We start from the raw sequence: 25,891 nt of genomic DNA on the forward strand, positions 1-25,891 counted from the left end.
CCGCCCGCTACCGCGCCCATGGACGTGACCGTTGAGGTCGTCGGCGAGGGGAGCGAGGAGCACAGCCTCGCCGCCGACGCGACGTATGACGACCTGATCCGCGCCGCGGGCTACCACCCGCAGGAGGCGTCGGCGCTGGTCGACGGGTCGCCGGTCCCGGGCGACCGCGTCGTCGACGCCGACGAGGTCCGGCTCCTGCGGCTGATCAAGGGCGGCGCGACGGACGACGGCGCGTGACCGAAGAGCACGGTCTCCCGGACCCGCCTGACGACGTGACCGTCGAGCCCGCGACCCCCGACAACCGCCTCGACGTCCTCCGAATCCTTGACGCCGCGATGCTGGAGACCGACGCGGACGCCGTCGACGACCGGATCGCGGCCGGCGACGCGCTCGTCGCGCGCTCGACGAGAACCGGCGGGGTCGTCGGCGCGCTGCTCGCCGTGCGACCCGACCCCGACCGGCTTCACGTCGACGCCGTCGCGGTCAGACGAGCGCGTCGCGGCCGGGGGATCGGTTCCGCGCTCGTCGCCGCCGCGGTCGACCGCGGCGAGTCCGACCCCGCGGTCGACGCCGTCACCGCGACCTTCGACGCCGACCTGCGGACGTTCTACGAGGGCCTCGGGTTCACGATACGACCGGCGGGAGCGGCGGCCGACGGTGCCGAGGAGGAGGTCGCCGACGGTGCCGACGGGCGTTCGACCCGTCTCGAAGGGCGGACGTCGGTCGCCGGCGACGGGCCGCCGTGAACCGGGCGCAAGCGGCGCGTCCGACCCGCGTCCGACTGGGCTTTTTCAGTGTGGTACGTGTACACATGACTCCCTACAGATGATGCCCTCAGCGCCCGGTTCGCCCGACCCCGGTAGCATCGACGTCGAGGCGGTGGACTCGATCGACGGTCCCCGGTTCCGACCGACCGCGTCCGCGGACGACAGCCCGAACGCCGGCGATCGGTCCGCCGCGGACCGACGCGCCCACCGCGACGCCTCCGCGGCCGAGCGCGACCTCCCCGAGGATCGTGTGGAGCGACTCGCGGACGAGGTGGCGACGCTCGAAGCGGAGGTCGCGGCGCTGGAGGCGGAAGTCGAGTCGAAGGAGCGACAGCGCCAGCAGGTGATCGACAACTACGAGTCGATCGTCACGGCCCGACGGGCGCCCGACCGCTCGTCCGAAACGGACGCCGCGCCGTCGGAGCCGAGCGACGGACGGGGACCCCTCGCCGCGGTCGCGTCCGGGATCGGGCGGATCGCGGGGTGGCTGCGACCCGGGCGCGAGTAGCCGCCCGCTGCCGGCCTCCCGGCGAACCTGACCGCGGAGAGCGGCCCGCGCCCGCATTCGACGTTCATTTCCGGGTCGCCCCCGTCGTTACGGGTATGAGCGCTACTTCGCCCTCGATTTCGGCGACTCCCTTCCGAGCCGCGGTGATCGAGATATGAGCGGAAAAGACGACTACTACAACCGGTCCAAACAGCAGGGGTACCGCGCCCGGTCCGCCTACAAGCTGAAACAGATAGCCGAGGAGGCGGACCTGCTCGCCCCCGGCGACACCGTGGTCGACCTCGGCGCCGCCCCCGGTGGGTGGCTTCAGGTCGCGGCCGAGGAGGTGGGCGACGGCGGCACCGTCGTCGGCGTCGACCTCCAGCGCATCGACGAGTTCGACGAGCACGACGTCGAGACGCTCCGCGGCGACATGACCGAGGAGCGCACCCGCCACTACCTGCGCGAGGCGGTCGGCGAGGGCGGCGCGGACGCGGTCCTCTCGGACATGGCGCCGAACATGACCGGCGAGTACAACCTCGACCACGCCCGGTCGGTCCACCTCGCGCGGCAGGCGCTGGACACCGCGGACGAGCTGCTCGCGCCCGGCGGCGACTTCGTCGTGAAGGTGTTCCAAGGGGAGGACCTCGACACCTTCCGCGACGACGTGGCGGACTCGTTCCAGTACGTTCGCACGGTCTCCCCGCCCGCCTCGCGGGACTCGTCCTCGGAGGTGTACCTCGTCGCGAAGGGGTACACGACCTCGCCGGTCGCCGAGGGCGACCGGGTCGAGGTGACCGTCGAGGAGGAGGGCGACGAGGGCGACGGCATCGCCTACGTCGAGGGGTACACGCTGTTCGTCGACGGCGACGTGGGCGAGACGCTCACGGTCGAGGTCACCGACGTCAAGCCGCGGTTCGGCTTCGCCGAGCCCGTCGACGAGGGCGGCTCGGACGCGTCGAACTGAGTCGCCGCGGTCGGCGAACGCTCGCGGCGGCGCCGCCGCGGCCGCCCCCACTCCCGCACCCGCCGCTATCAGCCGGGATAATTCGACTCTGATTCTTATATACCCCCGCGGGCGAGTGACGACGAATGAACAGTGACGACGCGAGACGCCGGTCCGAGCGGGGTTCCGCCGACGGGGACGGCTCGACGGCATCGACGAACGTGGACCGTTCGGCGGCATCGACGGACGCGGACGCGACCACCGACGGCGGGGTTGCGTCCGGCGAGACGGCGGCGGCCTCCGGCGCCGCCGCGGGCGACGACGTTCCGGTCTCGGCGTTCCGTGAGGCCGCGGAACAGTTGGCCGACGGCGACCTCGGAGCGCGGTTCCCGGCCGAGGAGGCCGACGGCGAGGCGGCGGCGCTGGCGGCGACGCTCAACGAGTTCGTCGACGGGGTCGCCGAGACCGTCTCCGCCGTCGACGGCTTCGGCGACGAGGTGGCGGGCGCGACCGAACACGTCCGGTCGAACGTCGACCGCGCGAAGGCGCAGAGCGACGAGGTGTACGCCGCGGTCGACGACATCGAGGCGGCCGCGACCCGCCAGCGCGACGACATCGCGGCCGCGACGAGCGAGCTCCAGACCGTCTCGGCCGCCACCGAGGAGGTCGCCGCCTCCGCGGACGAGGTGGCCGAGACCGCGGCCGGCGTCGCAGAGCGGACCGACGAGGGGACCGACGCCGCGACCGCCGCCATCGAGGAGCTCCGCGTCGTCGACGAGCGGACGGAGGAGGCGCTCGACCGGGTCGAGACGCTCGAATCCGAGGTGGCGGCGATCGAGGACGTCACCGACCTGATCCAGGACATCGCCGACGAGACGAACATCCTCGCGCTCAACGCCTCGATCGAGGCCGCCCGCGCGGGCGAGGCCGGCGCGGGCTTCGAGGTGGTCGCCGAGGAGGTCAAGAGCCTCGCGGAGGAGGCGCGGGACGCGACCAGCGAGATCGAGTCGTCGATCCGGTCGGTGCGCGCCGAGACGGACGCGACCGTCGACGAGATGGCCGAGATGCGCGAGCGCGCCGACGAGGGGATAACCACCGCCGAGGAGGCACTGGAGGCGTTCACCGACCTCGCCGCCGACGTCGAGGAGACGACGAGCGGCGTCGAGGAGATCCGCGACGCCACCGACGACCAGGCGACCTCGATCGAGGCGGTGGTCGACGCGGTCGAGTCGGTCGGCGACCTCGCGGAGGAGACGGCCGCGGACGCGGGCGACGCCACCGCGGTCGCGCACGCGCAGAAGACGTCGCTGGCGGAAGTAGCCGCCGGGGCCTCGACGCTCGCCGACCGGACCGGCACCCTCGACGACGCGCTCGACGCCTACGACGCGGACGGCGCCGCGGCCGACGACGCGGTCGTCCTCGACTTCTGGCACGCGTTCGGCGGCCGCAAGGCCCGGCTCCTCGACGAGTTCGCGGCCGAGTTCGCGGCCGAGACCGACGGGGTCGCGGTCCGGCCCGCCTCGAAGGGGAGCTACCGCGGCGTGTTCGAGGCGACGCTCGCGGCGGCGGACCGGGGCGACCCGCCCGCGATCGCGCACCTCTACGAGATCGGCACCCAGCGCGCGCTCGACAGCGGGGCGTTCATGCCCGTCGAGCGCCTCCTCGATCCCGACACCGCGGCCGCAGGCTTCTCGCCCGACGACCTGCTCGACCCCGTGGCCAACTACTACCGGACCGACGGCGTCCTCCACTCGATGCCGTTCAACGCGTCGACGCCCGTGCTGTACTACGACCGCGCGGCGTTCGAGCGCGCTGGGTTAGACCCCGACGACCCGCCGGAGACGTTCGACGAGGTCCGCCGCTGCGCCGAGCAGCTCGTCGAGCGCGGCGCGACCGAGACGGGGATCACGTTCGCGACGTACTCGTGGTTCGTCGAGCAGTGGTTCGCCGAGGCCGGCGAGCCGCTCGTCGACGCCGACAACGGGCGGGGCGGCACGCCGACCGAGAGCCGGTTCGACGGGCCGGTCGGCGAGCGGGTCTACCGCTGGATCGCCGACATGGCGGCCGACGGCCTCTACCACGACCCCGGTATCGAGGCCCGCGGGCAGGCCCGGGAGGCGTTCCACGAGGGGCGCGCCGGGATGCTGATCGGCTCCACCTCCGCCATGGTCGACGTCCGGGAGGGCGCATCCTTCCCGGTCGACGTCGGCTACTTCCCGGTCGCCGACGAGCGACACGGCGTCGTCGTCGGCGGCGGGTCGCTGTGGGTCGCGGACGGCGCGTCGCCGGCCGAGCAGCGCGCCGCCGCGTCGTTCCTCGGCTGGCTCGCGGCGCCGGAGCGACAGGCGCGCTGGCACCGCGAGACCGGCTACTTCCCGGTCCACGAGGGCGCGGTCGACCGGCTCGACCGCGACGGGTGGTTCGACGAGAACCCCGGCTACCGCACCGCGATAAACCAGCTGCTCGACGCCGAGGACGCGGTCGCCACGACCGGCGCCCGGATCGGCCCGTTCGACACGGTTCGGACGCTCGTCGCCGAGGCGTCCGTCGACGCCCGCGAGCACGGTGTCGAGTCCGCGGTCGAACGGCTCGCCGACAGCACCGCCCTGCAGCTCGAACGGTACGCCGAGGAGCGTGCCGACGGGTCGTAACCCCGACTATCGTTCCCTGTCGGGGGCAGAGCCGCTCAGCGCTCCCGACGCGCCCACTCGCGCAGCGTGAACCGGTCGTACGCTGTTTCCTCCGCGATCTCCCACTCGCTTTCGTCCCACTCGGGGTAGCGCGTATCGCCCTCGTAGGCGCCGTCGACGTGGCTGAGGACCATCTCGTCGAGGTGCGGCTGGAACAGCTCGTAGATCCCGCCGCCGCCGAGGACGTAGACGACATCGTCGGTCTCTCCGGGGGTGCCGGTCCCGCCGGCGTCCGCCGACTCCTCGGGTATCGGGTCTGCCTCGGCGGCGACTCGGTCCGCCTCGGCGGCGACCCGGTCCGCGTCGGTGCCCGCTTCGGCCGCCTCGGCGTCCGCGGTTGGGCCGGCTGCCTCCTCGTCCGCCGTCGGGGCGGGCGCCGACCCGACAAGGTCACGGGCCAGGTCGAGCGCCTCCTCGACGCCGTTCGCGACGACCGCGGTCGGGGCGTCGACGGCGTCGACGCTGCGGCTCACGACGATCTGCCGGCTCCCCGGGAGGTCGCCGCGCATCGAGTCGAAGGTGCGGCGGCCGAGGATTACCGGCGAGCCCGCGACGCGCTCGCGGTACTGCCTGACGTCCGCCTCGATGTGGGGCCACGGCACCTCGCCGTCTCTCCCGATCACGCGGTTCTCCGCGAGCGCGGCGACGCTGACGAGTCTCACGGGTCGGATACGGGACGGAGGGGCAAAAGCGACGCGTCGAGTTCAGCCGTCGAGGCCGAGCAGGTCGAACGGGTAGCCGTTGTCCAGTTCGTCGGCGCGCTCGTAGACGACGCGCGCGGCCGCCACGTCCTGGATCGCGAGCCCCGTCGAGTCGAAGACGCTGACGCCGCGCACGCCGTCGGCGTCGGCCGGCGTGCCTGACGTGCCGGGCCGGCCCGCGCGGCGGCCGACGACGATCTCGCCGATCTCGCCGTAGATGTCGTCGTCCGTGAGCGTCCCCGCGGCGTAGGGGACGTTGATCTCGCCGGAGTGGGTGCACTGCTCGTGGTCGTCGATGACGACGGTAGCGTCTAAGAGGAGGTCGTCCGCGAGCTCGTGTTTGCCCTCGGCGTCCGCGCCCATCGCGTTGATATGAGTGTGATCGCCCACGTCGTCCGGACCGACGATCGGGTCCTCGACGGGGGTCACCGTCGAGAGCACGTCGCAGTGGCCCGCCTCCGAGATCGAGCCCGCGCGCACGTCGAACCGGCCTTCGAACGCGTCGACGAAGTCGGCGACGCGCGCCTCGTCGAGGTCGCTGATCACGACCTCCTCGATGTCTCGTACCGTCGAGATCGCTTCGAGCTGCGTGTACGACTGGACGCCGGCGCCGACGATCCCGAGACTGCTCGCGTCGGGGACGGCGAGGTGGTCGGTCGCGACCGCGGCGGCCGCGCCCGTCCGCTTCATCGTCAGCGTCGTCCCGTCGAGGACGGCGAGCGGGAACGCCGTCTCCGGGTCGGAGTAGATCATCGTCCCCATCACGGTCGGGAGGTCGTGGTCGGCGGGGTTGTCGGTGTGGACGTTCACCCACTTGATCCCGGCCGCGTCCCACCCGTCGCCGGCCGCGGTCTCCTCGGCGACGTCCTCCTCGCGCACGTCGAGGTACGCCGGCATCGAGCGGAAGTCGCCGTTGTACTCGGGGAGGTCGATGTACGACTTCGCCGGCATCTTCGCGTCGCCGCGCTCGTAGGCCGTGAACGCGCCGCGGACCGCGTCGATCACGCGGTCCATCTCGGCGTTCTCGTCGACGTCGTCCGCGTTGAGGAGCAGCGTCTGCATGCCGCAGAATTTGCCAGCCGCTACTTAGTGTCTTCCGAACGCAGTTCGGGCCCCGAAATCACGATCGCGCGCAGGTCGTTGACGTTCGTCCCGGTCGGCCCGGTCCGGAGCAGCGCGCCCACCTCGTCGAGGAGCGGGTACGCGTCGTGCGCGTCGAGCGCGTCCGCGGCCGCCTCGCGGTCCAGCGACCCGTCGCTGCCGCCATCGTCGGCGCCGCCGTCGGGGCCGTCCCCGACGAGGCGGTCGTCGACCAGCGCGCCCGCGGCGTCCGTGGCGCCGTCGATCCCGTCGGTGTCGACGCTCGCGACGGCGACCGCGGCGTGGCCCGCCTCTCTCGCGCCGTCCGGGCCCGCCGCGTCGAGTTCGAGCGCGGCCGACAGCGCGAACTCCTGATTCGGGCCGCCTTCTCCGGCGTCGTCGCCGAGCGTCACCGTCACCTCGCCGGCCGAGAGGATGACCGCGGGCGGCTCTGCGGGCTCGCCGGCCGCGTGGCACTCCTCTGCGACCGCCGCGTGGGTCTTCGCCGCCTCGCGCGCCTCGCCGCGCACCCGCGAGGAGAGCACGAGCGGCTCGTACCCGCGCGCCGCGGCGACCCCGCGGGCGGCGTTCAGGGCGGTGCGCGCGCTTGCGACGATCCGGATGTCGACGCCGTCGCCGTCGAACGGGGGATCGCCCGGTCCCGGGGTCTCCGCGAGCTCGCCCGCGGCACCGCGTTCGAGCCGGTCGGTCGCGGCGGCCGGGGCGTCGATCCCGTATCGGTCGAGCACCGCGAGCGCGTCCGCGTACGTCGTCGGATCGGGCGAGAGGGGGCCGCTCGCGATCACGGCCGGGTCGTCGCCGGTGACGTCGCTTATCGCGAGGCCGAGGACGTCGGCGGGGGCGGCCGCCCGCGCGAGGCGTCCCCCCTTCACCGCCGAGCAGTGTTTCCGGACCGCGTTGATCTCCGCGATGGTCGCGCCGCTCGCGAGCAGCGCCTCGGTCGTCTCGCGGAGGTCGTCGAGGCCGATCCCCGCGGCGGGCGCGGCGAGCAGCGCGCTCCCGCCGCCGGTGAGCAGGCCGATCACGAGGTCGTCCTCGCCGGCGTCGACCGCGACCTCGCGGACCTCCCGGGCGCTCTCGACGCCCGTCTCGCTCGGCGTGGGATGGTCGCCGGCCAGGACCGCGACTCGATCGGTCTCGACGGGGTCGTCCGTGACGACCGCGCCGCCGTCGATCCGGTCGCCGAGCAGGTGCTCGACTGCGGCCGCGAAATGCCCCGCGGCGTTGCCGGCGCCGACGACGAGGACGCGATCGTACGCGTCGAGGTTAACGGTCGTCGAGGTGTCGTCGACGGCGGTGACCATCAGGGTCTCATCGTGGAGAGAAAGCGCGTCCGCGACCACTCGCTCCGGGTGGGCCGCCTCGATCCCCGCGGTAACGCAGTCGAGCGCGAGTTCGCGAGCCGGGTCGCTCGCGTGTCGCTCCCGGTCGGCGACGGTTACGCGGAACTCGTCGGACTGATCGGGCATTGGTTCGGTCGCCTCGGTCGGGATGCGTGCCGGCAGCTCAAGAGCGTTCTGCCATTATAAATAGCTGAGAGCGGACTGACGGCGAACACCACCAAAGCCCCAGTCGCTCGTTTATAAATAGCTGAGAGCGGACTGACGGCGAACACCACCAAAGCCCCAGTCGCGAGGACGGCGCACACTCGTTGCGCTCCTCGCTCGTTCGCTCCGCTCACTCGCTGCGGTGCTTACGTCGTCTGCGCCGTCCTCGCGACTGCCCCTTTGAGTCCCACCCGACCGCGACCGCACAGCGCCTCACGCCTCCCCAGCCTCGTCGGTGGTCCTCCGCTTCGCTCCGGACCACCGACTCCCTCGCGCGTGCGACTCGCGGCCTGTCGGCCGCTCGTCGGCACGCGCCACCGCATCTGTCTTTTATAAGTGCCGACGCTCCCGCTCGTGGATCTTTATAAGCTCAAAAACGGTGTGCGGAACGGCCGTCGCGGCTCGTCGACCGCCTTAGAAGATGACGCCGCGCGTCTGGAGCACGTAGTAGGCGGCGAGCAGCGCCGCGATGACGTACTGCCCGAGCGCGACCTCGTCGTACTCGCCGACCGCGACCTTGATCAGCGGGTAGGCGACGATGCCGGCCGCGAGTCCGTCGGCGATGGAGTAGGCGAACGGCATCACGGTGACCGTGAGCCCCGCGGAGACGGCCCACGCCGGGTCCTGCCAGTCGACCTCGACGAGCCCTTGGAGCATCATCACGCCGACGACGATCAGCGCGATGAAGGAGGCGTACGCCGGGATGGCGGCGACGACGGGGATCACCGCGAGCGACGCGAGGAAGAGGAGCGCGACGACGAGGGCGGTGAGGCCGGTGCGGCCGCCCTCCTCGACGCCGGTCGACGACTCGATGTACGTCGTCACCGTGGAGGTGCCGAGCACCGCGCCGGCGGTCGTCCCCACCGCGTCGGCCATCAGCGGCTTGTCCATGTCCGGGAGGTCGCCGTCCTCGTCGAGGAAGTCACCGAACTGCGAGACGCCGATGAGCGTCCCGGCGGTGTCGAAGAAGTCGACGAAGAAGAACGTGAACACGACGAGGACGAACGTGAGCGGGTCGATCTGTCCCAGCCCGTCGACGAACGCGCCCGCGAGCGGCGTGATGTCGTACTGCGCGCTCGGCAGCGACTCCGGGGTGACCGTGCCGCGCCCGAAGACGCCGGCGAGGGTGAGCCCCCAGCCGACCAGCGAGGTCGTCACGATGCCGATCACGATCGAGCCCGTGATCCCGCGCGCCCAGAGGGCGAAGGTGAACGCGAGCCCGAGCAGCCCGAGGATCGCCCACGGATTCCCGAAGATCCCGCCGAGCGTGACGAGCGTCGCGTCGTCGGGGACGACGAGTTGGAGCTCCTGAAAGCCGATGAACAGCAGGAACAGTCCGATACCGGCGCCGACGGAGCGCTTCACCGGCTCGGGGAACAGCCGGATGACGTACTCTCGTGCGCCGACCGCGGTCAGGAGCATGAACAGGACCCCCTCGACGAAGACGGCGGCGAGGGCCGTCTGCCACGGGACGCCGAGTCCCAGCACGACCGTGTACGCGAAGAAGGCGTTGAGCCCGAGCCCGGGCGCGAGCCCGAACGGCCGGTTCGCGTACAGCGCCATCACGGCCGTCGCGATCGCCGCCGAGAGGATCGTCGCGATGGCAATCATCTGGAACACCTCTCCCTGCCCGTACCCCTCGATCTGGATCGCCTCCGAGAGGATGGCGGGGTTCACGACGATGATGTACGACATCGCGAGGAACGTCGTGAGCCCGGCGATTATCTCCGTCCGAACGTCCGACCCGTGCGACTCCACGTCGAACCGCGCGGCCAGCGTGTCTGAAAGGCCCATTGAACGGGTGAGTGTTCCCCGGGATCGGATGATAAGCCTTGCTGAACGCCGCGCTTAGTTATCCACGAGTGTGGATCGAAAAGGGGATATCTCCTGTTTATGAACAAATAGTATGCGCGAACGTGGCTACTCGAACGTCGTCAGCGCCCCGACCGGCGCGTCGGTGATCGCTCGCGCGCGGTCCATCCCCTCGTCGCCGACGGCGATGAGCGCGAACACGCCGGTGACGTCGGCGTCGCCCTGGAGCGCGATGTCCAAGAGGAGCTCTTGGGTCTCGCCCGAGCGGATGAGGTCGTCGACGACTAACACCGTGTCGCCGGCGTCGATCGCGCTCGCGGGGAGGTAGTAGGTGAGCTCGATGCCGGAGGCGAGCCGCTGGCGCGACTCGATGAACTCCTCGACGGCGGTCTCTTTCGACTTCTTCGCGTACGCCAAGCGCGCGTCGAAGAAGGAGGCCATCGCCGCGCCGAGCGTGATCCCGTCGGTCGCGGCAGTCAGGACCACGTCGGGCGACTCGAACTCGAACGTCTCCGCCGCGACCGGCGCCACCAGATCGAGGAACGACTGGTCGAAGACGACGCCGGAGTTGTCCACGTACCCCTCGTCGTCGAACTCGACGCGCGCGACCAGCTCGTCGGCGAGCGCCTCGCGGCCGACCGACTCGACGACCTCGCTCGCGCGGTCGGTGCCGGGCAGCACGTGCCCGTTCACGTACCGGTTCAGGTCGCCCGCGGGCAGCCCGGTCACCTCCGACAGCTCCTCGTACGTTCGCGTCTCCTTCAGCATCCGCAACACGGCGACCGCCTGTAGCTGGAGGGCCGCCTTCTCTGCGCGGTTCATGGGAATGATCGCGATCGCACAACTATGAATACGTCGAAGTCGATCGTGGCGCCGATACGCACGAGCGTGCGTCCCAGGGCGATGCGGTCGGGACTCGTGTCGACCGCTGCGACCGCCTCACGCCTCGGGCGCGTCGAAGAAGACGGCGGGCTCGTCGATCGCGATCTCGACGTGGTCGCGGTCGTCGAGGGGGCGCAGCCGCACGGTGAGCGTCCCCGCCGCCTCGGCGGCCGCGCGCAGCGCGGCGAGGTCGTCGCTCGCGAGGTACGTCGGCACGCACAGCGCCACCTGTGCCGCCTCGTCGGTCGCGACCACCAGCCGGTACGCGACCCTGTCGGCGGCGCCCGCGTACACGTCGACGCCGTCGATCGCGGCGTCGTCGACAGCGGAAAGCGCCGCGTCGAACTCCGACTCGGGTAAGAGTACGTCGATCCGGCCGGCGTCCGCGACGGGGTTCACCTGTCCGGGGTGCCCGGCGATCGCGGTCCAGCCGCGCTCTCGGTACGCCGCCGCCGTCGATTCCGCGTCCTCCTCGACCGCGTCCCACCGCGGTCCGGGATCGGGTGCGTCCATACCGCTCGTCTACCGCCGGCCCCCCTACATAGGCGTCGGTTTCCCTTCGCGTCGGTTTCCGCTTTCCCCCTCACACCCGCACTCCGGTGCGTCGTTTCGTCAACCGGTCTCCGGCGGCCGGTCGAAAAAGGAGCGACCTCTGCCGGTAGGTTCATAACGCTCTATGGTTTGGTATCGCCTATGCCTACTGACAACGACGATCACGTCGACAGGCGGACGGTGCTCAAGTACGCGGGAACGGCCGGTGCGGTCGGCCTCGCTGGCTGTTCCGGAAACGGCGGCGACGGCGGTGACGGCTCGGACGGCTCGGACGGCGAGGACGGTATGGACGGCGGGGACGGCTCGGACGGCGAGGACGGCTCCGACGGGGGCGACGACGCGTTCGAACTCGGCGTCACCATGGGCCAGATGGACTCCGGACTCGACCCGCAGGACCACGCCGAGACGAACACCGAGATCATCACCGGGCAGATGTACGAGGGCCTGCTCGACCGCGACAAGGAGGGCGGCATCATCGCCGGGCTCGCCAACGAGTGGGAGCGCACGGACGACGGCAGCGTCCGGTTCGTGCTGCGCGACGGCGTCACGTTCCACAACGGCGACGACCTGACCGCGGAGGACGTCCGGTTCAGCATCCGCCGGATCGTCTTCAACGACGTCGGCATCGTCAGTCCGCAGACGAACGACCTCGGCTCGGTCTCGGAGGTCACGACCGGCGACGGGGAGGTGACGGTCTCCTTCGAGGGGTACAACCCGATCGCGTTCCAGCTGTTCGCGACGAACGGCGACATCATGCAGCAGTCGTGGGTCGAGGAGAACGGCACCGACTACATCAACCGGAACGCGAACGGGACGGGGCCGTTCCGTCTCACCGAGTACCAGTCTGGCAACGTGGTCCGCTACGGGCCGAACGAGGACTACTGGGACGGCGCGCCGGCGGTCGACGAACTCTCCATGACCGCCTCCAGCGAGTCGAGCACGCGGGTCAACCAGCTGCTCGCCGAGGAGACGGACATCGTGACGAACGTCCCGCCGAACGAGGTCTCTCGGGTGAACAGCTCCGACGTCGCGACGATCAACTCCGTGGCGAGCGCGCGGATCATCTTCCTCCAGATGCGCTACGACGTGGAGCCGTTCTCCAGCCAGCAGTTCCGGCAGGCGATGAACCACGCGGTCGACGTCGGGAGCATCATCGAGAACGTGCTCAACGGCTTCGGCAACATCACCGGACAGCCGACGCTGGAGGGCCACGTCGGCTACAACCCCGACATCGAGCCGTACCCGTACGACCCCGCCGAGGCCGAGCGGCTCGTCGAGGAGTCGGGATACGCCGGCGCGGAGATCACGCTTCAGACGCCGATCGGGCGCTACCTCCGCGACGTCGAGATCGCGCAGGCGGCGGCCAACCAGATCGACTCGCTGTCGAACGTCTCCTGTGAGCTGCAACAGCGCGAGTTCTCCTCGCTCGTCCAGGACGTCACCGCGCCGAACATCGAGGACCGCCCGCACTTCACCCTCCTCGGGTGGGGGAACGCCGAGTTCGACGGGAGCCAGACCCTGACGCCGTTGCTCTCCTCCGAGGGCGCGCTCACGATCTTGAAGAACGACGAGCTCGACGGGCTCCTCGAAGAGGCGGAGTCGACCCGGGATCCCGACGAGCGGGTCGACATCCTTCAGGAGGCGAACCAGCTCGCCCACGACCTCGCGCCGTGGGTGTTCATGCACCAGCAGTTCAGCGTCTACGGCGTCTCCAGCGATATCTCTTGGGAGCCGCGGGCCGACGAGTTCATCGACCCGGACACCGCCACGCAACAGTAACGCGACCCCTACCCCCACCGCTCTACATCGTTATTAATGTCACTCGGAAGATTCGCACTCAAAAGAAGCCTCCAAGGGATCGGCGTCGTCTGGGGCGTCGTCACCGTCGTGTTCGCGCTCCGGTTCGTCACGCCCGGCAGCCCGATCAACGCGGTCGCACCGCTCGACGCTTCGCAGGAGACGCGACAGGCGATCGCCGCCGAGCTGGGGCTCGACCAGCCGCTGTACGTCCAGTACGGGCAGTACATCTTCGACCTCCTTCGCGGCGACATGGGGTTCTCCTACATCCGCGGCCAGGACGTCGCGACGCTCGTGTTCGGTCGCCTCCCCGCGACGGTCGAACTGGCGGTCGCCGCCAGCGTCGTCGCCATCGTCCTCGCGATCCCGCTGGGCGTGATCAGCGCCACCCGGCGCAACGAACCGGTCGACTACGGCGCGACGCTGCTGTCGCTCGGCGGTATCTCGACGCCGAACTTCTGGCTCGGGATCATGCTCATCCTCGTGTTCGCCGTGGAGTTCAACATCTTCAACACCAGCGGCCGCGGGGCCACCGTCGTCGACGTCGCGCTGTCGGTCGTCAACGCCGAACCGTTCGTCGGGACGCTGCTGACGTGGCTCGCGTACATCACGCTGCCCGCGATCGCCCTCGGCACGTACTTCATGGCGCTCATCACCAGACTGACGCGGTCGGGAATGCTCGACGAGCTCAGCAAGGGGTACGTTCAGGCCGCGCGGGCCAAGGGGCTCCCGCAGACCCTGATCCGGTACAAGCACGCGCTCCGGAACACGCTGATCCCCGTGATCACCGTCCTCGGGCTCCAGCTCGGGACGCTGATCGGCGGCGCCGTCATCACGGAGGCGGTGTTCTCGTGGCCGGGACTCGGCACGCTCGTCATCGACAGTATCAACACCCGAGACTGGCCGACGCTACAGGGCAGTCTCATCGTCATCGGGACGAGCTTCGTCCTCGTCAACATCCTCGTCGACGTGGTGTACGCCTACCTCGACCCGGAGGTGGTGAACGACTAACATGGTCTCTTCACGTGTCATACGCAATCTCAAGAAGGAGTTCAGACAGAGCGGGCTCGCGAAGCTCGGGCTGGCGCTGGTGGTGGTCATCGTGTTGACCGCCGTGTTCGCCCCGTTCATCGCGCCCCACAACCCGACCGACCAACAGCTCAACCAGAGCGAGCTGCCGCCGATCGGCTTCTCGCAGACGGAAGAGCGGACCTCTTCGCAGATGGTCGACGGCGAGATCCAGACGGTCACCGAGGAGGTGGAGATCACCGCGGACCCCGACCACGTGTTCGGCACCGACGGGCTTGGTCGCGACATGTTCTCGCGGGTGGTGTACGGCGCTCGGACATCGCTCGCCGTCGGCGTGCTTGGCACGCTGCTGGCGGCGTCGATCGGCGTGCCGGTCGGCTTACTCGCCGGCTATCACCGCGGGCGCGTCGACGACGCGCTGATGCGGATCGCGGACGTGAGCCTCGCGTTCCCCTCGCTCGTGTTGGCGGTCGCGCTGATCGGGCTGTGGGGGCGGGCGGCGGTGGACATCCCCGACCCGTTCGTCGTCGCCGGCCTCGCGCCGGAGATGCCCGAGAGCTTCGTGTTGCCGATAACGGTGGTGATCGTCGTCGGCCTCGTCAACTGGGTGTGGTTCGCCCGCGTCGCCCGCGGGGAGGCGCTCTCCCTGCGCGGGCAGGAGTACGTGAAGGCGTCGCGCGCGCTCGGTGCCGACGACAACACGATCATCCTCCGGCACATCCTCCCGAACGCGGTCACGCCGATCATCGTCCTCGGGACGGTGCAGGTGGCGGCGATCATCCTCTTGGAGAGCTCGCTGTCGTTCCTCGGCTTCTCCGGGACCACGCTGTCGTGGGGCTTCGACATCGCGCAGGGGCGCGACTACGTCTCCTCCGGCCAGTGGTGGATCGCCTCGATCCCCGGGCTCGCGATCATGCTGTCGGTGATCGGGATCAACCTGCTCGGCGACTGGCTGCGTGACGCCTTGGACCCCGGCATCGAGGGCGAAGGGGGTGCCGCATGAGCGACGCCTTCGAGACCGGCGACGCGGCCCCGACGGGGGCGCCCGCGCCCGGCGACGTGCTCTCGGTCCGCGACCTCTCGACCCGCTTTTTCACCGAGGAGGGGCAGATCAACGCGGTGGAGTCGGTGTCGTTCGACCTCCGGGAAGACGAGATCCTCGGCGTCGTCGGCGAGTCCGGCTCCGGCAAGTCGGTGACCGCGCTGTCGCTCGTCGACCTCGTCGAGACCCCCGGCCGGATCACCGCCGGCGAGGTGTGGTACCGCGACCCAGACCTCGCCGAGGAGTTCCGCGGGAACGACGCCGTGCGGGTCGACGGCGACCACGTCGACCTCCGGACGGTGCCGCCGCGCGTCCGACGCTCGCTGCGTGGTCCCTCGTTCAGCGTCATCTTCCAGGACCCGATGAGCAGCTTCAACCCCTCGATCACAGTCGGCGAGCAGATCGCCGAGGCGGTCGAGGTACAGCGCCGGGCGCGGGCGAACCCGCGCTCGACGCGCTCGCGGACGCAGGGGTACGGGCTCGGCAAGTACCTCCTCGACGGGCTCGTCCCCGGCCGCGACTACACGAGCGAGGAGAGCATGGAGCGCGCGGTCGACCTGCTCGGACAGGTCGGGATCCCCGACCCGGAGGAGCGCGTCGACGAGTACCCCGGGCAGTTCTCCGGCGGGATGCTCCAGCGCGCGATGATCGCGCAGGCACTCGCCGGCGAGCCCGACGTGCTGATCGCCGACGAGCCGACGACCGCGCTCGACGTGACGATTCAGGCGCAGATCCTGAACCTGCTGAAGGAGATCCAGGCCGACCGCGGGATGAGCATCGTACTCATCACCCACGACCTCGGCGTGATCGCGGAGATGTGCGACCGCGTCTGCGTGATGTACGCGGGCGAGGTCGTCGAGCGCGGCACGCTCGACTCGGTGTTCGAGGACACGGTCCACCCGTACACGCAGGGGTTACTCGGCTCGATCCCGGACGTGGACGACCCGCAGGCACGGCTCGAACCGATCACGGGCAACGTCCCGAGCCTGGTCGACGCCGAGATGGACGACCGGTGTTACTTCGCCGACCGGTGTCCGAAGGCGATGGACGCGTGCCTCGACAAGCCGCCCGAGGCGACTGTCGACGCCGCCGCCGACCACGGCGCCAAGTGCGTCCTCGCGGACCGCGAGTACGACCCGGCCGACGCGCTCCCGGACGACTACTTCGGCGAGGCCGGCGAGGCAGCCGATCCCGACGACGGGGCCGCGGCCGCGACCGACGGGGGTGAGGGGGAATGAGCGACCCGCTGCTCTCCGTCGAGGGGTTAAAGAAGTACTACGCGGACGACCCGTCGCTCGTCGACCGCCTGCTCGGCCAGGAGTCAGAGAGCGTGAAGGCGGTCGACGGCGTCTCCTTCGAGGTTCGGGAGGGCGAGACGCTGGGGCTCGTCGGCGAGTCCGGCTGCGGGAAGTCGACGACCGGCGAGACGGTGCTACGGCTGCGCGAGCCGACCGAGGGCGAGATCACCTTCGACGGGACGGACGTCCGCGGGATGACCGACGCGGAGCTGAACCAGTTCCGGCGGCGCGCGCAGATCGTGTTCCAGGACCCGTTCTCCAGCCTCGACCCGCGGATGACCACCGGCGACATCGTCACGGAGGGGCTCCGGATCCACGACATCGAGGACAAGCAGGGGCGCCGCGAGACGGCCCGGGATCTGCTGGAACGCGTCGGCCTCTCCGCCGACCAGATCGACCGCTACCCGCACGAGTTCTCCGGGGGTCAGCGCCAGCGGATCGGGATCGCGCGGGCGCTCGCCTTGGACCCCGACTTCGTCGTCCTCGATGAGCCGGTGTCGGCGCTCGACGTGAGCGTTCAGGCGCAGATCCTCAACCTGCTCGAAGACCTGCAGGAGGACTTCGGGCTCACGTTCCTCTTCATCGCGCACAACCTCGGCGTGGTCCGCCACGTCTGCGACCGCGTCGCGGTGATGTACTTGGGGGAGATCGTCGAGATCGGCCCGGTCGAGGAGATCTTCGACGACCCCGCGCACCCGTACACGAAGGCGCTGCTGTCGAGCGTCCCGCGGGCGAGCACGGAGGCGCGCGACGAGGAGTTCGAGACGCTCCACGGCGACGTGCCCTCGCCGCGGAACCCGCCGGCGGGCTGTCGGTTCCACACGCGCTGTCCGGAGGCGCGCGCGGCCTGCCGGGAGTCGGCGCCGCCGGGATACGACGTCGGCGACGGCCGGACGGCGACCTGCTTCCGGACGGACGACGACCACGCGTACTGGGACAGCGAGCCGATCGGCGAGAATGCGGCGGCCAGCGACGAGTCGGACGCGGCGGACGCCGGCGAACCGGCGGACGACTGACCCTGCCCGCGGGCGGCCGCGCGTCCCCGTCGCGGCGACGGTCCCCGCGACCGCTGATTCTTTTATATACTACGGCCCGAACCGGTTCGTCAGTCGTACCTCGCGGTGGGAAGCCGCGCCCCGGTTATTCGTCCCCGTCACATCGCTTGAGACATGACGCACAGCGACTCCGGTTCCGACGGCGGCTTCGCGCGGCGAACGATCCTCCAGGCTGCGGGCCTCTCGGGCGTCGCCGGGCTGGCGGGCTGTATGAGCCAGACGGTCAACACCGCCGCGACCGGCGACGGCGCGGACGCGGCCCAGACCGACGACGAGGGGCCCGCGCTCCCCGAGACGGGGTCGCCGGAGGTCGTCGACCTCGACGAGCGCGGCCGCGAGGTGACGCTGCGTTCGGTCCACGCCCGCCACGCGGCCCACCCCGGCAGCTCGCTCGGCGGGCCGGTCGAGATGCCGGTGACGTGGGCGTTTCAGGCCGACGACGGCACGCCGAGCGTGCCCGGACCGGTACTCCGGGCCACGGAGGGCGACGACCTCTCGATCACGCTCGACAACACCGACGCGGAGATGCCCCACACGCTCCACTTCCACGGCGTCTCGAAGTCGTGGAAGGACGACGGCGTCCCGTCGACGACGGGAATCACCGTGATGCCCGGCGAGAAACACACCTACGAGATCGGCGCGGACGTGCCCGGCACCCACCTCTACCACTGTCACTTCAATACCCCGATGCACATGGACATGGGGATGTACGGGATCCTCCGCATCGACCCCGAGGGGTACGAGTCGGCCGATGTCGAGCAGTTCATGACGCTGAAAGACTGGGACACGCGGCTCTCTCGGTCGTACGGCGGCGAGGACGCGACGTACGACCTCCAGAACCGGCGGCCGGACGCGTTCACGATCAACGGGCGCGTCGCGCCGTACACGTTCAACCCCGACCACGGCTCGCCGGTCGTCGTCAGCGAGGGCGACACGGTGCGGCTCCACTTAGTCAACGCTGGGTTCATGTCGCACCCGATACACACGCACAACCACCGGTTCCGCACCGTCGAGAAGGACGGCGCCGAGTACCCCGAGGTATTGCAATTACCGGAGGACGTGGTGAACGTCGCGCCCGCGGAGCGGCACACCGTCGAGTTCGAGGCGGACGCCGACCCCGGCATCTACCCGATCCACTGCCACAAGGTCGACCACGTCCGGAACGGCGGCTCCTACCCCGGCGGCATGCTCACCGCTGTCGTTTACGAACAGGCGATGGGGACCGACGTGTTCGCGGACCTCATGGAGAAGGCGGGATACGAACTCTGAAACGCTGAAAAACGGTTTCCGGCTTCTCCCCTTACCGCTCGCGGACGACGACGAACTCCGCGAGGTCGCGGAGGTACTCGATCGCCTCGGTCTCCGGGGGGTCGGCGTCGTCGAGGGCGGCGAGCGCGCGCTCCGACTCCGCCCGGGCGCGCTCGTTGATCTCCTCGGGCGACAGCGACGTGACCTGGAGGACCGAGGGGCGGTCCATCTCGGCGTCCTGCCCGGTCGGCTTGCCGAGGTCGTCGGCGTCGGCGGTGGCGTCTAACACGTCGTCGCGCATCTGGAAGGCGACGCCGACGCGCTCGGCGTATTCGCCGAACGAGTCGATTGCGTGCGGCTCCGCGCCGCCCGCGACCGCGCCCAGCTCGGCCGCGGCGCGGAACAGCGCGCCCGTCTTCCGGCGCGCTAACTCCATGTACTCCGCCTCGTTCGTCGGTCGCGCCGCGAGCTCAGTCGCCTCGCCCTCGCCGAGCTCGACCATCGCCTCGGCAACGGTGCGCATCGCGCGCGGCTCGGCGGAGAACAGCGCGAACGCCTCGCCGAGCAGGCCGTCGCTGGCGATGATCGCCGGGCCGTAGCCGAACTCCGCCCACGCGGCGGCGGTGCCGCGGCGGACCTCCGAGCGGTCGATGATGTCGTCGATCACGAGCGAGGCGTTGTGGACGAACTCGATGCCGGCCGCGAAGTCGACGGCCTGCTCGGGATCTCCGTCGAACGCCTCGCAGGCGAGGACGGTCACCGCGGGCCGGACCCGCTTGCCGCCCGCGAGGACGACGTGGCCGACCTCGTCGGACAGCTCGTCGGGCTCGACGTCGTCGATGACCGACTCGATCCGGTCTTCGACCAGCCCGACCCGACGCTGCAAGTACTCCATCTACCGTCCGGAGGGACCGGCCGCGCAAAGGCCTAACGGAACGCCCGCCGAACGCCGATTCGGGCGACCGCGACGGCGTTCGCTCGCCCCCGCTCACTGCGGTGGCGCGTGCCTGCGAGCGGCCGCCTTCGGCGGCCGCGAGGAGCACGCGCGAGGGAGTCGCTGGCTCCCGGAGCGAAGCGGAGGGCGCCAGCGACGAGGCTGGGGAGGCGTGAGGTGCGGGGCTGTGCGGTGCGGGGGCGGGACTCGAAGGGGCAGCCGCGAGGCGGGCGCAGGTGAAGTAAGCACCGCAGGAACGAGCGAAGCGAGTGACGAGGAGCGCAGCGAGCGTGCGCCCGCCTCGCGGCTGGGGCTTCGGTGGTGGTCGTGTCGCTCTGCGATTTATAAGCGAATACGTACAGCCTCGCGGCTGGGGCTTCGGTGGAGTCCCCCCCTCCCGAGCTACTATCGGTTATTTATAAGCGAGCAGCTGGAAATTTGGCGGTGTCCGCCGCGGATCCGCGGTCAGTTATTTATAAGCGACCAACAACCGGACCGGCGACCGTCGCCGCCGCTCGGTTCGAGTGATAAACGACGCCGACCGGTCGCCCGATTACTTATAAATAGTGCGCGGGTCGGTCGGCTTCGCGCCTGTCCGTTTATTGGAACCGCACGCCGAGGTCGTGGAGCTTCTCGTTGTTCGAGGCGACGTTGATCAAAAGCGGGGTCAATCCCTCGATTTCGGGTGCGTTGGCGATCCCGCCGGCGTCGAGTGCGCGCAGCCCCTCGATCCCCTCGGCGACGTCCGCGACCGTCCGCTTCGCGTCCCCGTCGTCGCCGATGACGAGCGTGTCGACCCCGAGGTCGGCGTCGAGGTTCGCGAGCCGCGCGGCCGCGAGGTTGTGGAACGCCCCGACGACGTCGACGCCCTCGGGCGCCGCGTCCGCGACGATCGCCGTCACCGATCCCGCGCCCGGCTTGTGGTAGTGGAACCCCTCGTCGTCGCGTTTCATCCCCGTCGCCGGCGAGACCAGCACGTCGCCGTCCTCCAGCGACCCCGCCACCGCCTCGACGGTGTCGCCGACGTGGTACGGCGGGACCGCGAGGACGACGATCCGCGCGTCGGCCGCGACCGCGGCGTTCTCGCCGCCCGCGACGGTCGCGTCGAGCCCGCGGCTCTCCAGCTCGGTCGTGTACTCCTCCGCCTTGTTCTCGGCCTTCTCGGCCTCCCGCGACCCGATCGCGACCCGGTGGGGTGTGTCCGCCGCCAGCCGCAGCGCGAGCCCCTCGCCGATGTCGCCGGTGCCGCCCAAGATGGCGATTTTCATACGATCCGTGGGGTCGCTCGCGTCTTAGGGGTTGCGTGACCGGCCGTCCTCGCCACGGTCGAAGGCGACCGTAGAGCGGGGCACTTTTGACGGAACGTGCGGAGGCGACGCCCATGGACGAGCAGGACCGCGTGGCCGCGTTCGTCGCCGAGCACGGGTTAGAGACCGACCTCGCCTACCGCGTCCTCGACTTGGAGAGCGAGGTCGGCGAGGTCGCGAAGGAAGTGGCGACCTCGACCGACTACGGCCGGAATCCGGAGGCCGCCGCGATCGCGACCGACGAGATCGGCGACGCGCTGTTCGCGCTGCTCGCCCTCGCCGAGGCGGCCGACGTCGACGCCGACGCGGCGCTCTCCGAGTCGCTGGCGAAGTACGAGGCGCGGATCGAGTCGACCGGCGACGCCGGCTCGGGGCAGTAGCGACCCGGCCGGCGACGCCGGTTCCGGGCAATAGCGACCCGGCCGACGACGCCGGCTCGATGTAGCGGCGACGCCCCGAGGCGTCGGTTCAAGTGCGTCGGCCACCTACCCGACCCATGGCCGAGACTCCGTCGCTCGCACTCCGCTACGTCGTCTGCGACGCCTGCGAGACGGTGTTCGCGCTGCCCGCCGACCCCGACGAGCCGACCGTCTGCGGCCGGTGCGGCGTCCGGGCGCTCCGCGAACTCCCCGAGGTTCGGGGACCGGACGCGTACTTCGCGCCCTGATCTCTGTCCGCGTCCCCCGACTGCGGGTCGAGCGGTCAGCCCCGTCGACTCACCGCAGATCGTCCATCTCTAGCTCTCCGTCGGCGATCGCACGCAGTTCCGCGTCAGAGAGGCGGTCGATCACGAACCGGGGCGTTCCTTCGGGAATCCCGGCCGGCAGCGACCGACCTTTCTCCGCCTCCGTAGGCGCCTCCGCGTCCGCCCGCTTCACCCGCGTTCCGCCGTCCGTCAGAGACGCCCTGCCGACACCGCCGTCGGTCCCGCCGTCAAGGGCCAACCGGCGCACGGTCCGTTCCACCTCCTCGACCGCCGCCGACTGGCGCTCGCTTTCGGCCGCTAACTCCTGCATCTCTTCGCTGATCCGGTTGGACTGCTCGACCACCCCGTCGATCGTCGCGGCGATCTCCTCGGCGGCGGCGGCCTGCTCGTCGGTCACGTCCGAGACCTCGTCGATCCCGTCCGCCGTCTCCGTCACCGCCTCGGCGATGGCCGTGAGGCTCTCCGTCGCGTCGGCGACGCGCTCGCTCCCCTCGTCGACCCGCACCGTCGTCTCCGAGAGGCTCTCGACCGTCTCCTCGGTGTCGGTGCGGATCCCGTCGACCATCGACTCGATGTCGCTCGCGTGTTCCTGTGACTCCTCCGCGAGCGACTTGATCTCGTCGGCGACGACGCCGAACCCGGCGCCGGCCTCGCCGGCCCGCGCCGCCTCGATCGAGGCGTTCAGGGCGAGCAGGTTCGTCTGGTCGGCGATCCCGTTGATCGCGTCGACGAACTCGTCTATCTCCTCGACGCGCTCTTGGAGCGCCTCGACGTCCTCCGCCACCTCGTCGACGGCGTCGCCGATGTCCTCCATGGCGGCCGCGGCGTCGTCGGCCGCGTCCCGGCCGTCCTCCGCGAGCGTCTCCGCCCGGCTGCTCGTGCGTTCGACCTCGTCGGCGGTCGACGCCACCTCCTCGACCGTCGCCGAGAGGTTCGCCACCTCGGAGGAGATCTCGGCGACTCGGTCCGACTGGTCCTCGGCCGCGTCGCCGACCGCGGCGGCGCTGTCGGCGACGTCGTCCGCCGACTCGCGCAGGTCGCCGATCGGCCCTTCGACCTCGTCTTCCACCTCCGCCATCAGCCGCTCGTTCTCCTCGACCGCCTCCGTGAGCTTCTCGCTGTACGAGTGGATGTACGTGTCCGTGACGACCTGCATGTCGAGGTTGACGATCCGGAGGACGGAGAGCAGGTCCTCGATCGCGTCGTCGACCTCCTCCTCGACCGCCGCCGCGGTCGCGTCGTCGAGTTCCTCGTCGACGCCGTCGGGAGCCAGCCGGTCCGTGAGCGAGTCGGTGAGGCGGTCGCCGATGAGCGGGAGGATGAGATCGTAGTACACGCCGTACTGCCCGAGGTAGTGTTTCATCGGCATCTCCAGCATGTCGTGGATCTTGCCGATCCGCGCCCGGTCCTCGAAGTACTCCTCCCCGTAGTCACCCTCCGCGAGGGTCACCAGGTACGCCGACTGCGTCCGCTTGAGCTGTTCGAGCCCCTTCTCCGACCGGCCGATCACGTCGACCGTCTGCTGGTGGCCGGTGAGGTTCTCGTAGAAGTCGTCCGCGATCTGGTCCGCGTTCTCCGCGAACGCGTCCTCGTACCGACTCAGCCGCCGCTCGTCCTCCTCGTCGAAGCCGACGAACTCCTTCCGCCACGCAATCTCGTCGGCGTCGAGCCCGATCTCGTCGACCAGCTCGGAAACGTCGAGTCGGTCGTTCAAACCGCCCCGCCCGAAATCATCGCGGCCGTACTCTCCCGATGTTGGCATGCTGGAGGCTCTCCGCTTGGGTTATATAAACGGCAACTCCCGCGTCTCACGAGTGATAGCGGAACCGCGTGACGGTGGGCGGATCCGACGAGCGGCCGCGCGGCGTCGGCAGCGGTTCAGTCGTCGCCGGCCGCCTCGCTCCCGCCGGCCGCCCCGGCGGTGGCGGCCGGCTCGACGGCGACCGCCGAGTGTTTGAACTCGGGGATCTTCGCCTCCGGGTCGAGCGCGTCGCCCGTCAGCGCGTTCGCGAGCGGCTCCGGGTAGTGGAACGTACAGAACGCCACCCCCTCGCGCACCGCCGGCGTCACGTCGGCCGCGACCTCGACCGTCCCGCGCTCGTTCGAGACGGTCACCCGGTCGCCGTCTTCGATGCCGCGCTCGGCCGCATCGCTCGGGTGGATCTGGAGGACGTCCTCGCCCCGCATCGCGGTGAGCCGCTCCGAGCGCCGGCTGAGCGCGCCGCTGTTGAAGTGCTGGAGCACGCGCCCGGTGGTGAGGACCAGTTCGTCGGCGTCGAGATCGTCCGCGGGCGGGACGGGGTCGACGACCGCGAGCGGGGCGGTCCGGTCGCCGGTCGCGAACGTCTCGGCGTGTAACACGTCGGTGCCGCGTCCCTCCGCGGCCGAGAACGGCCACCGCTGGTAGCCGTCGCCGATCCCCTCGTAGCTCATCCCCTCGTAGATCGGCGCGACGCGGGTCAGCTCGTCGAACGCGTCCTCGGGGCCGTCGTAGTCGAACGCGTCGGGACGGTCGGTCAGCCGCTGACCGAGCTCGGTCAGGATCTCGAAGTCGCGCCGGGCGTTCCCCGGCAGGTCGGCGTTCGGCCGCATCCGCATCACGCGCCGATCGGTGTTCGTCACCGTGCCCGACTTCTCGGCCCACGCGCTCCCGGGGAGGACCACGTCCGCGTGCGCCGCCGTCCGCGTCTCGAACAGATCGATGACGACGCAGAAGTCAAGGTCGTTGAACGCCGACGCGACCACGGTCGCGTTCGGCTCGGTGACCGCCGGGTTCTCCCCGAAGACGACCGCCGCGCGCACGTCGTCGCCGAAGCGGTGCGTCGCCTCTACCTCGGTCAACCCGGGCTCCGCCGGCGGCTCGACCCCCCATTCCGCGGCGACGCGCTCTCTGGCGTCCGGGTCGGTCACGGGCTCGTAGCCGGGGAGCACGCCCGGGAGCCCGCCGGCGTCGCTCGCGCCCTGAACGTTGTTCTGTCCGCGGAGGGGGTTCACGCCGGTCCCCGGGCGACCGACGTTGCCGGTCAGCAGCGCGAGGTTGAGCAGGGCGTGGACGTTGTCGGTGCCGCAGCGGTGCTGGCTCGTCCCCATCCCCGTCACGATCGCGGCGCGGTCGGCCTCGCCGTACGCCCGCGCGGCCTCGCGGATCGCCTCCGGGTCGACCCCGGCCGCCTCGGCGTTCGCGGCGACGTCGACCTCGGCGAGGTGCTCGCGCAGCCGGTCGAACCCGGTCGTCCGCTCCGCGAGGAACTCCTCGTCGACGAGATCTTCCTCCACGAGGACCGCGGCGATCGCGTTCGCCACCTCGATGTCGGTGCCGGGCCGCAGCGGGAGGTGGACGTCGGCCACCTCGGTCGTGTCGTTCGCGCGCGGGTCGACGTGGACCAGCGTCGCGCCGTCGCGGACCGCCGGCAGGAGGTACGACCGGAACGCGACGGGGTGTTGCTCGGCCGGGTTGGCGCCGTTGACGAAGAGACAGTCGGCCTCGCTCAGGTCGTCTAAGCTGTTCGTCATCGCGCCCGCGCCGAGCCGCTCGCTCATCGCGGCGACCGTCGAGGCGTGGCAGAGCCGCGCGCAGTTGTCCACGTTGTTCGTCCCGAGGACCCGCGCGAGCTTCTGGAGGACGTAGTTCTCCTCGTTCGTACAGTTCGACGACGCGAAGAACTGGACGGCGTCCGGGCCGTGCTCGTCGACCACGCGCCCGATCCCGTCGACCGCGCGGTCGAGCGCCTCCGCCCACGGCGCCGTGACGAACCGCCCCTCGTGCCGGACCAACGGCTCCGTCAGGCGGTCGTCGCTGTCGACCACGTCGAACGCGGCCGCCCCCTTCGGGCAGATCTCGCCGCGCTCGTTCACCGGTCCCTCGACGCCGGTCGCGCTTCCCCGCCCGGCGTACTCGATCGAACAGCCGACGCCGCAGAACGGGCAGACGGTGGGGTTCGACTCGAAGCGCCGCTCGTCGGTCTCAGTCGGGTCGGTCATCGATCGTCG

Annotated in this window: 23 protein-coding genes; 13 read left to right on the top strand and 10 right to left on the bottom strand. The window is 70.7% G+C overall.

Annotation, left to right across the window (positions count from 1 at the left end):
- Window positions 1-18 precede the first annotated feature (18 nt).
- The 5 genes from B378_RS0102630 to B378_RS0102650 all read left to right on the top strand — a co-directional run bounded on the left by B378_RS0102630 (window position 19) and on the right by B378_RS0102650 (window position 4,851).
- Entirely contained in the window at window positions 19-237 is a 219-nt protein-coding gene (locus B378_RS0102630; RefSeq protein ID WP_017342278.1) for a ubiquitin-like small modifier protein 2, read from the top strand.
- Window positions 234-746, top strand: coding sequence for a GNAT family N-acetyltransferase (locus B378_RS0102635; RefSeq protein ID WP_017342279.1), 513 nt, complete (start codon window positions 234-236; stop codon window positions 744-746). The genes B378_RS0102630 and B378_RS0102635 overlap by 4 nt, the downstream gene beginning before the upstream one ends.
- Before the next feature lie 79 nt (window positions 747-825).
- On the top strand, window positions 826-1,275 hold the full coding sequence (locus B378_RS0102640; protein ID WP_017342280.1) for a hypothetical protein: 450 nt from the start codon (window positions 826-828) through the stop codon (window positions 1,273-1,275).
- A gap of 154 nt (window positions 1,276-1,429) precedes the next feature.
- Window positions 1,430-2,221 carry a 23S rRNA (uridine(2552)-2'-O)-methyltransferase gene (locus B378_RS0102645; protein ID WP_017342281.1) on the top strand — a complete coding sequence of 264 codons (792 nt, stop codon included), beginning with the start codon at window positions 1,430-1,432 and terminating at the stop codon, window positions 2,219-2,221.
- 125 nt (window positions 2,222-2,346) lie between these two features.
- The gene (locus B378_RS0102650; RefSeq protein ID WP_017342282.1) at window positions 2,347-4,851 is read left to right on the top strand and encodes an extracellular solute-binding protein; all 2,505 of its coding nucleotides are present in this window, start codon (window positions 2,347-2,349) and stop codon (window positions 4,849-4,851) included.
- A gap of 35 nt (window positions 4,852-4,886) precedes the next feature.
- On the opposite strand, the gene B378_RS0102655 is transcribed toward B378_RS0102650, so the two are convergent.
- The 6 genes from B378_RS0102655 to B378_RS0102680 form a co-directional block, all read right to left on the bottom strand.
- Window positions 4,887-5,552 (bottom strand): dihydrofolate reductase, encoded by a 666-nt coding sequence (locus B378_RS0102655; RefSeq protein WP_017342283.1) that lies wholly within the window; start codon window positions 5,550-5,552, stop codon window positions 4,887-4,889.
- Between the two features lie 42 nt (window positions 5,553-5,594).
- A complete protein-coding gene (locus tag B378_RS0102660) occupies window positions 5,595-6,653 on the bottom strand; it encodes an alanine dehydrogenase (RefSeq protein WP_017342284.1) in 1,059 nt (352 codons plus the stop codon).
- A gap of 20 nt (window positions 6,654-6,673) precedes the next feature.
- Window positions 6,674-8,161, bottom strand: coding sequence for a glycerate kinase (locus B378_RS0102665; protein WP_017342285.1), 1,488 nt, complete (start codon window positions 8,159-8,161; stop codon window positions 6,674-6,676).
- A gap of 492 nt (window positions 8,162-8,653) precedes the next feature.
- Entirely contained in the window at window positions 8,654-10,033 is a 1,380-nt protein-coding gene (locus B378_RS0102670) for an NCS2 family permease (protein ID WP_017342286.1), read from the bottom strand.
- Between the two features lie 126 nt (window positions 10,034-10,159).
- Entirely contained in the window at window positions 10,160-10,873 is a 714-nt protein-coding gene (locus tag B378_RS0102675) for a phosphoribosyltransferase family protein (protein WP_007344990.1), read from the bottom strand.
- 117 nt (window positions 10,874-10,990) lie between these two features.
- Complete coding sequence (locus B378_RS0102680; protein ID WP_017342287.1) at window positions 10,991-11,446, bottom strand: hypothetical protein; 456 nt, start codon at window positions 11,444-11,446, stop codon at window positions 10,991-10,993.
- Window positions 11,447-11,626: 180 nt separating this feature from the next.
- On the opposite strand from B378_RS0102680, the gene B378_RS0102685 reads away from it, so the two are divergent.
- The 6 genes from B378_RS0102685 (at window position 11,627) to B378_RS0102710 (ending at window position 18,975) form a co-directional block, all read left to right on the top strand.
- On the top strand, window positions 11,627-13,264 hold the full coding sequence (locus tag B378_RS0102685; RefSeq protein ID WP_017342288.1) for an ABC transporter substrate-binding protein: 1,638 nt from the start codon (window positions 11,627-11,629) through the stop codon (window positions 13,262-13,264).
- A gap of 36 nt (window positions 13,265-13,300) precedes the next feature.
- Entirely contained in the window at window positions 13,301-14,293 is a 993-nt protein-coding gene (locus B378_RS0102690) for an ABC transporter permease (protein WP_017342289.1), read from the top strand.
- 1 nt (window position 14,294) lies between these two features.
- Window positions 14,295-15,314, top strand: a complete 1,020-nt coding sequence (locus tag B378_RS0102695) for an ABC transporter permease (RefSeq protein ID WP_017342290.1) — start codon at window positions 14,295-14,297, stop codon at window positions 15,312-15,314.
- Window positions 15,311-16,591 (top strand): ABC transporter ATP-binding protein, encoded by a 1,281-nt coding sequence (locus B378_RS0102700; RefSeq protein ID WP_017342291.1) that lies wholly within the window; start codon window positions 15,311-15,313, stop codon window positions 16,589-16,591. The genes B378_RS0102695 and B378_RS0102700 overlap by 4 nt, the downstream gene beginning before the upstream one ends.
- Window positions 16,588-17,667, top strand: coding sequence for an ABC transporter ATP-binding protein (locus tag B378_RS0102705; protein WP_017342292.1), 1,080 nt, complete (start codon window positions 16,588-16,590; stop codon window positions 17,665-17,667). Before B378_RS0102700 ends, B378_RS0102705 begins: the two co-directional genes overlap by 4 nt.
- A gap of 153 nt (window positions 17,668-17,820) precedes the next feature.
- Window positions 17,821-18,975, top strand: coding sequence for a multicopper oxidase domain-containing protein (locus B378_RS0102710; protein WP_017342293.1), 1,155 nt, complete (start codon window positions 17,821-17,823; stop codon window positions 18,973-18,975).
- Window positions 18,976-19,006: 31 nt separating this feature from the next.
- On the opposite strand, the gene B378_RS0102715 is transcribed toward B378_RS0102710, so the two are convergent.
- Window positions 19,007-19,849 (bottom strand): polyprenyl synthetase family protein, encoded by an 843-nt coding sequence (locus B378_RS0102715; RefSeq protein ID WP_017342294.1) that lies wholly within the window; start codon window positions 19,847-19,849, stop codon window positions 19,007-19,009.
- A 638-nt stretch (window positions 19,850-20,487) separates the two neighbouring features.
- Window positions 20,488-21,156, bottom strand: a complete 669-nt coding sequence (npdG, locus tag B378_RS0102720) for an NADPH-dependent F420 reductase (RefSeq protein ID WP_017342295.1) — start codon at window positions 21,154-21,156, stop codon at window positions 20,488-20,490.
- A 113-nt stretch (window positions 21,157-21,269) separates the two neighbouring features.
- Between npdG and B378_RS0102725 the strand changes: the two genes are divergently transcribed.
- Together B378_RS0102725 and B378_RS16985 are read left to right on the top strand one after the other, a co-directional pair.
- Window positions 21,270-21,575, top strand: coding sequence for a MazG-like family protein (locus B378_RS0102725; RefSeq protein ID WP_017342296.1), 306 nt, complete (start codon window positions 21,270-21,272; stop codon window positions 21,573-21,575).
- 116 nt (window positions 21,576-21,691) lie between these two features.
- Window positions 21,692-21,862: a hypothetical protein gene (locus tag B378_RS16985; protein WP_017342297.1), complete on the top strand. Its 171-nt coding sequence runs from the start codon at window positions 21,692-21,694 to the stop codon at window positions 21,860-21,862.
- A 49-nt stretch (window positions 21,863-21,911) separates the two neighbouring features.
- Here the strand turns inward: B378_RS16985 and B378_RS0102735 are convergent, their stop codons facing one another.
- The gene (locus tag B378_RS0102735) at window positions 21,912-23,663 is read right to left on the bottom strand and encodes a methyl-accepting chemotaxis protein (protein WP_017342298.1); all 1,752 of its coding nucleotides are present in this window, start codon (window positions 23,661-23,663) and stop codon (window positions 21,912-21,914) included.
- Window positions 23,664-23,779: 116 nt separating this feature from the next.
- Window positions 23,780-25,882, bottom strand: coding sequence for a formate dehydrogenase subunit alpha (fdhF, locus tag B378_RS0102740; protein WP_017342299.1), 2,103 nt, complete (start codon window positions 25,880-25,882; stop codon window positions 23,780-23,782).
- Between the last annotated feature and the right edge of the window lie 9 nt (window positions 25,883-25,891).

This window comes from Halorubrum sp. T3 (genome assembly GCF_000296615.1).
In the GTDB taxonomy this organism is placed as follows: Archaea; Halobacteriota; Halobacteria; order Halobacteriales; family Haloferacaceae; genus Halorubrum; species Halorubrum ruber.